Below are 5,139 nucleotides of genomic sequence, written 5' to 3'. Positions count from 1 at the left end.
CAATTTCTTGCTGCTGTTTCGTTTTATTTCGCGTCGTTCTCAACGGGAGGCGAACTATAGCAATCCCCTACAAACCCCGCAAGTACTTTTATTCAAATTCTTTAAAATATTTTTATTTATTTGTTTTAGCTATATTAAGCAGGTCGATTTGAATCTTATACATCTACCGAGTTCAATACCGCCCCGCGTGCGGCACTGACGCCTTTTTCCAAGCTGACCCGACTGAAGATCTGCTCTAGCTGCAGATGATTGCTAGGAGATGTGATCAGATCGGCACGCACTTCCAGTTGCGTACCGGACGCCAGGTCTTCACTGTGCAGTGACTGTACCACCAGATGCGGCATGCCGTTCAGCATATGCAACATCAAGGTGCGCACCTGCACTTCATCCTCAGGGCGGCATACTATAGAGAGACGATAGACCTGCTCGATTTCCGTTGCGCTATGCAGATCCTGCCGATTAATCATATGTGAGACGCCACGCAACAGCACGTTTGCGCCCAAAATGGCAGCAGCACCGATGGCCGCTTCCAACGCATGCCCAAGTCCGCACAGCACACCGACCGCAGCCGAACACCATAGGGTGGCGGCGGTATTCAATCCCCTCACATTAATTCCTTCGCGCATGATGACGCCGGCACCAAGGAAACCGATACCGGATACAACATAGGAGGCAATTCGCGTTGCTCCCTGCGGATCCGACTCGAAAGCCGACACCATGACGAACAGCGAGGCGCCGATCGATACCAATGCATTGGTGCGCAAGCCCGCCATCCGCTGGCGCATCTGGCGCTCGGCGCCGATTAGGGACCCCAAGGTCAGGGCAAGCAATACGCGTAGAGTAAATATTTTCCAATCCATATTTGCTACCTTTCTATATGCATCGCCATCTGCACTGCATGACGGTATTTCAGTGCTACTTGGCACCGCTTGAGGAATTGCAGAACAGCCGGCCAGACAAATCACAAAGTGGCTGGGTATCAAGGATGGGATGCACGAACGCAGCTCCGGACTGCTACAACGCCTCGATCCACGACCCATTGCAATGAGTGCGTACTAACAGGTGAAGTGAAAGTGAAACGGGATAAGCGCCCATCCGGGGATCATGGCACAACGGCCCAAAAATCGGATGCCCTGCAAAATGGCGCAACCGATTCTATTTAGGCAGCTTGGGCAAGTCAAGCCGCAGACACCGCATCAGCAGCCAACTTGCGCAAAACATGGCCGGCGGCGACCAGACCGAAAGTGGCGGTGACCACCACGGCAGAACCGTAACCGGCACAGTTCAAACCGGTTACACCAGATGTCGCCTCCGCATCGACCGCACATGCCAGCTCAACCAGCGGCGCGCTCAGAGGTTCGGTGGAAAATACCGCATCGATGCCGAAACGGACCTTGTCACCGCGCGGGAAGCGGTATTCCGAGCACAAGCGCTTGCGCACTTTGGCCAGCAGCGGCTCTTGCTCGGTCTTGGCCAGATCGCGCACTTCGATGCGGGTGGGGTCGACCTGACCGCCGGCGCTGCCGACGCTGATCAGACGAATTCCGTTGTCGCGGCAATAGGCAATCAATGCCGCCTTGGCGCGTACATTATCGATGGCGTCGATCACGTAGTCATAACGCCCTTCGCCGATCATTTCGGGCAAATTCTCGGCGCTGATGAAATCTTCGATTTCGGTGACGTGGCAATAGGGATTGATCTGGGCGATACGCACCGCCAGCGCACTCACCTTGGCTTGGCCAAGCGTGTCGGTCAGCGCATGAATCTGCCGATTGATATTAGATTCGGCCAGATTGTCGAGATCAATCAGAGTCAGGCTGCCGATCGCGCTGCGCGCCAATGCCTCGACCGCCCAGGAGCCGACCCCACCGACCCCGATCACACAGACGTGCGACCGCAGGAAGCGTGCCAGTGCGGCTGCACCATACAAACGGCCAATGCCGCCGAAACGGCGATCGAAATCGATCTCGTCGAGATCGACTGCGGTGGGAACAGAAATGTCGGAGGCGTTGGATGCAACAGATGAGGACATGATGGATAAGTAAAGATGAAACGACAGGCATTCAACAAGGTAAACCAGAATCACCGTGATTTAGATCAAACCAGCTACCGCTAATGCAGCTATTTTACCGGCTCTGCATGACGGATCACTTTTGAAGTGCTTTAATATGACTTGCCCATCAACCGTTGATGAATTATCAAATAGACACTCAGCCGTCGACAAGTGTCTCAACCAATCGCGAGACAGTTACCATGTTAAATGCACTGATAGCCAGCGCGCCCGATTTCGGCCAGCCAATCGCGGTGCTCAAGCATTGCCATGACCGCATACGCAAGCAGTTAAATACGCTGCATAACCTGCTAGAACATTTGCCGCAACATGGCAACGATGCGCAAGCTCAGCAAGCCGCGCACAGCCTCATGCGCTATTTCAACCAGGCCGCAAAGCATCATCACGCGGACGAGGAGGTCGACCTGTTGCCGGTACTAAGAGTTATCGCCAGCGGAGAAGATGCCGCACTGTTAGACAGGCTAATGCCGGAAATCATGGCGGAGCACCAGCAGATGGACAGCCTGTGGCAAGCGCTCGATCTGCAATTGAAGCCGATCGCCGCCGGCAAACCTGACAGCCAGCTATCGGCGCAGTACGTCCAGCAATTTTCGGCCATATACTTGGCTCACATGGAAAAAGAGGAAACCTGGATTGCGCCAATGGCGAAACGACTTTTTAATGAACAGCAGATGCAACAACTGGGATCAGCGATGCAGCAACGTAGAGGAATTTCAGGATGAACACAGCAAATCAACAGGAAAATAAATCGATTGCAGACCTGCGCATCGACTACAGCCAGGCCAGTCTATCGGAAACCGATACCGCGGCCGATCCGATTACTCAGTTCGGCAAATGGTTTGATAAAGCCATCCATGCTGAAATACCTGAACCAAATGCGATGAGCCTGGCGACTGTCGGCAGCAATGGCCGCCCTTCATCGCGCATCGTACTCATCAAGCAGTTCGATGAAAGCGGCTTTACGTGGTTCACTAACTTTGAAAGCCGCAAGGGCCATGATCTGGCAGAGCATCCTTACGGCGCGCTGCTGTTCCATTGGGTTGCGCTAGAACGTCAGGTGCGCATCGAAGGCCGCGTCGAAAAAGTCAGCGATGAAGAGAGCGATGCCTACTTTAATATTCGTCCCTTGCGCAGCAGACTCGGCGCCATCGCCTCGGCGCAAAGCGAAACCATCGCCAGCCGCGAATTGCTTGAAGCAGAATACGCCAAGGCAGAACAACAATTCGGCGACAATCCACCACGTCCCAAGCATTGGGGAGGCTACAGACTTTTGCCGGATACGGTAGAATTTTGGCAGGGTCGCCGGTCGCGCCTGCATGACCGCATTCTGTACACTCTGGATGCGCATGGCGGCTGGCTGCGGCAACGTTTGCAACCCTGAGATACAGATAGATAGCGATACGAGCAACGGTAAAAGCATTACGACTAACACTACGGGCAGCATTGCCGGCCGCCGTCGGCCGCTTGGTACAAGTATTAATTCACCGGAGGAGAAATCGTGTTCTGGGAAAAAAAGCTTGAGAACTGGGTTAATAATATTCGTCACCGCGCCTCGCTACCACTGCGGCTCGAATTGTGGAATGGTCAGCATTTCGACTTTGGAACATACACGGTACCAGACGTCACGGTGCGTGTTCCGCATGCCTCGGCGCTGACTTATTTGCTGACGCCGTCGCTCGCCAATCTCGGCGACGCGTATGTCGAAGGGAAAATTGAGGTCGAGGGGAAAATCAAGGAAATCATCGCGGTTGGCAATGCTCTGGCGGCCAACTCGCTCAAGGCGGACGGCAAGTTCGCTCGCATCACGCGCACCTTCCGGCACAACAAGGAAAAAGACGCCGAGGCGATTCGCTACCACTACGACGTATCCAACGATTTCTACAAGTTGTGGTTGGATGAAAACATGGTTTATTCATGCGCCTATTCCGAAAATGGTGATGAGGACCTGGACACTGCGCAGCGCAAAAAAATCGACCACATCCTGACCAAGATCCAGATCCGGCCCGGCCCGGCCAGACCCTGCTCGATATTGGTTGCGGCTGGGGTGCACTGGTGCTTCGGGCTGCACAAAAATTCGGTGCTAAATGCGTTGGCGTCACACTCTCAGAAAACCAGTACAGATTAGCTAGAGAAAGAGTCGCCAAAGCCGGGCTTGAAGACCTGATCGATATTCGGCTGTAGGATTATCGCGATGTCACCGGTACTTTCGACAGGATCACCAGCGTCGGCATGTTCGAGCATGTTGGTTTGCGTAATCTGCCGATGTATTTCGATCGCATCCGCAGCTTGCTGGCTGACGACGGCATCGCGATGAATCACGGTATCACGACCACCGACATCGAAAATGGCGAGACACCCTATGGCGGCGGTGAATTCATCGAGAAATATGTGTTCCCGCACGGCGAACTGCCGCATATCGGACTGGTCCTGAAAACCATGCAGCAGGGTGGGCTGGAAGTATTCGACGTAGAGAACCTGCGACGCCACTATGCCAAGACTTGCGGCATCTGGGCAGACAACCTGGAAGCGCATGGCGATGAGGTCAGAAAAGCGGCCGACGAGCGGCGCTTCCGTATCTGGCGCATTTATCTGGCGGGAAGTTCCTACGGCTTTGAACGCGACTGGATGTCGCTGTATCAGGTGATTTGCCGTAAAGCCGGGCGCAGCGCCGAGACGCTGCCATGGTCACGCAAGTATATTTATCAAGAGTCACGCTGACTCTGATAATGCACTGTTGTTGCCCGCTAGTTGAGGCAACTTGCGGCAACGACAGTGCCAGAGATCACTGAATGACTTTATTAAAGAATAACTTGCGTAGCTTCGCCACCTTGGGCTCCACCACGAACGCGCAATAACCCTGCAGCGGATGCTGGCGGAAATAATTCTGGTGATATTCTTCAGCTTTGTAATAAGTTTCAGCGGCCTTGAGTTCCGTCACGATGAGGGTGTAATTAGTTTTGTGTAAACGGTCATTTGGCAGGACACTGCCACCATAGAGGAAAAAATGACCTACGTAAAACGCACCAAACGGGCCAAGCCCGATCCTGAGTTGGTCAAGCTGGCGGACA

5 protein-coding genes and 1 pseudogene are annotated in these 5,139 nt (G+C 53.8%); 3 read left to right on the top strand and 3 right to left on the bottom strand.

What is annotated here, in order from left to right; genetic code table 11:
* Window positions 1-155: 155 nt before the first annotated feature.
* Together ACIQ0R_RS11100 and tcdA are read right to left on the bottom strand one after the other, a co-directional pair.
* The gene (locus tag ACIQ0R_RS11100) at window positions 156-860 is read right to left on the bottom strand and encodes an MgtC/SapB family protein (RefSeq protein ID WP_395827272.1); all 705 of its coding nucleotides are present in this window, start codon (window positions 858-860) and stop codon (window positions 156-158) included.
* 317 nt (window positions 861-1,177) lie between these two features.
* Window positions 1,178-2,032, bottom strand: a complete 855-nt coding sequence (gene tcdA / locus ACIQ0R_RS11095; RefSeq protein ID WP_395827269.1) for a tRNA cyclic N6-threonylcarbamoyladenosine(37) synthase TcdA — start codon at window positions 2,030-2,032, stop codon at window positions 1,178-1,180.
* 221 nt (window positions 2,033-2,253) lie between these two features.
* Here tcdA and ACIQ0R_RS11090 point away from each other — a divergent pair, with 221 nt between their 5' ends.
* The 3 genes and pseudogenes from ACIQ0R_RS11090 (at window position 2,254) to ACIQ0R_RS11080 (ending at window position 4,789) form a co-directional block, all read left to right on the top strand.
* Window positions 2,254-2,793 carry a hemerythrin domain-containing protein gene (locus tag ACIQ0R_RS11090; protein ID WP_395827266.1) on the top strand — a complete coding sequence of 180 codons (540 nt, stop codon included), beginning with the start codon at window positions 2,254-2,256 and terminating at the stop codon, window positions 2,791-2,793.
* Window positions 2,790-3,452, top strand: coding sequence for a pyridoxamine 5'-phosphate oxidase (gene pdxH, locus ACIQ0R_RS11085; protein WP_395827263.1), 663 nt, complete (start codon window positions 2,790-2,792; stop codon window positions 3,450-3,452). The genes ACIQ0R_RS11090 and pdxH overlap by 4 nt, the downstream gene beginning before the upstream one ends.
* Window positions 3,453-3,569: 117 nt before the next feature.
* Window positions 3,570-4,789 (top strand): annotated as a pseudogene (locus tag ACIQ0R_RS11080) (class I SAM-dependent methyltransferase).
* A 64-nt stretch (window positions 4,790-4,853) separates the two neighbouring features.
* On the opposite strand, the gene ACIQ0R_RS11075 reads toward ACIQ0R_RS11080, so the two are convergent.
* On the bottom strand, window positions 4,854-5,139 hold a 286-nt coding region (locus ACIQ0R_RS11075; RefSeq protein WP_395827260.1), incomplete at its 5' end, for a peptide-methionine (S)-S-oxide reductase.

It is taken from the genome of Collimonas sp., assembly GCF_044339385.1.
Classification (GTDB): Bacteria; Pseudomonadota; Gammaproteobacteria; order Burkholderiales; family Burkholderiaceae_D; genus Collimonas.
The sequence above is the reverse complement of the archived record's forward strand: the minus strand, read 5'-3'. Positions and strand labels throughout refer to the sequence as shown.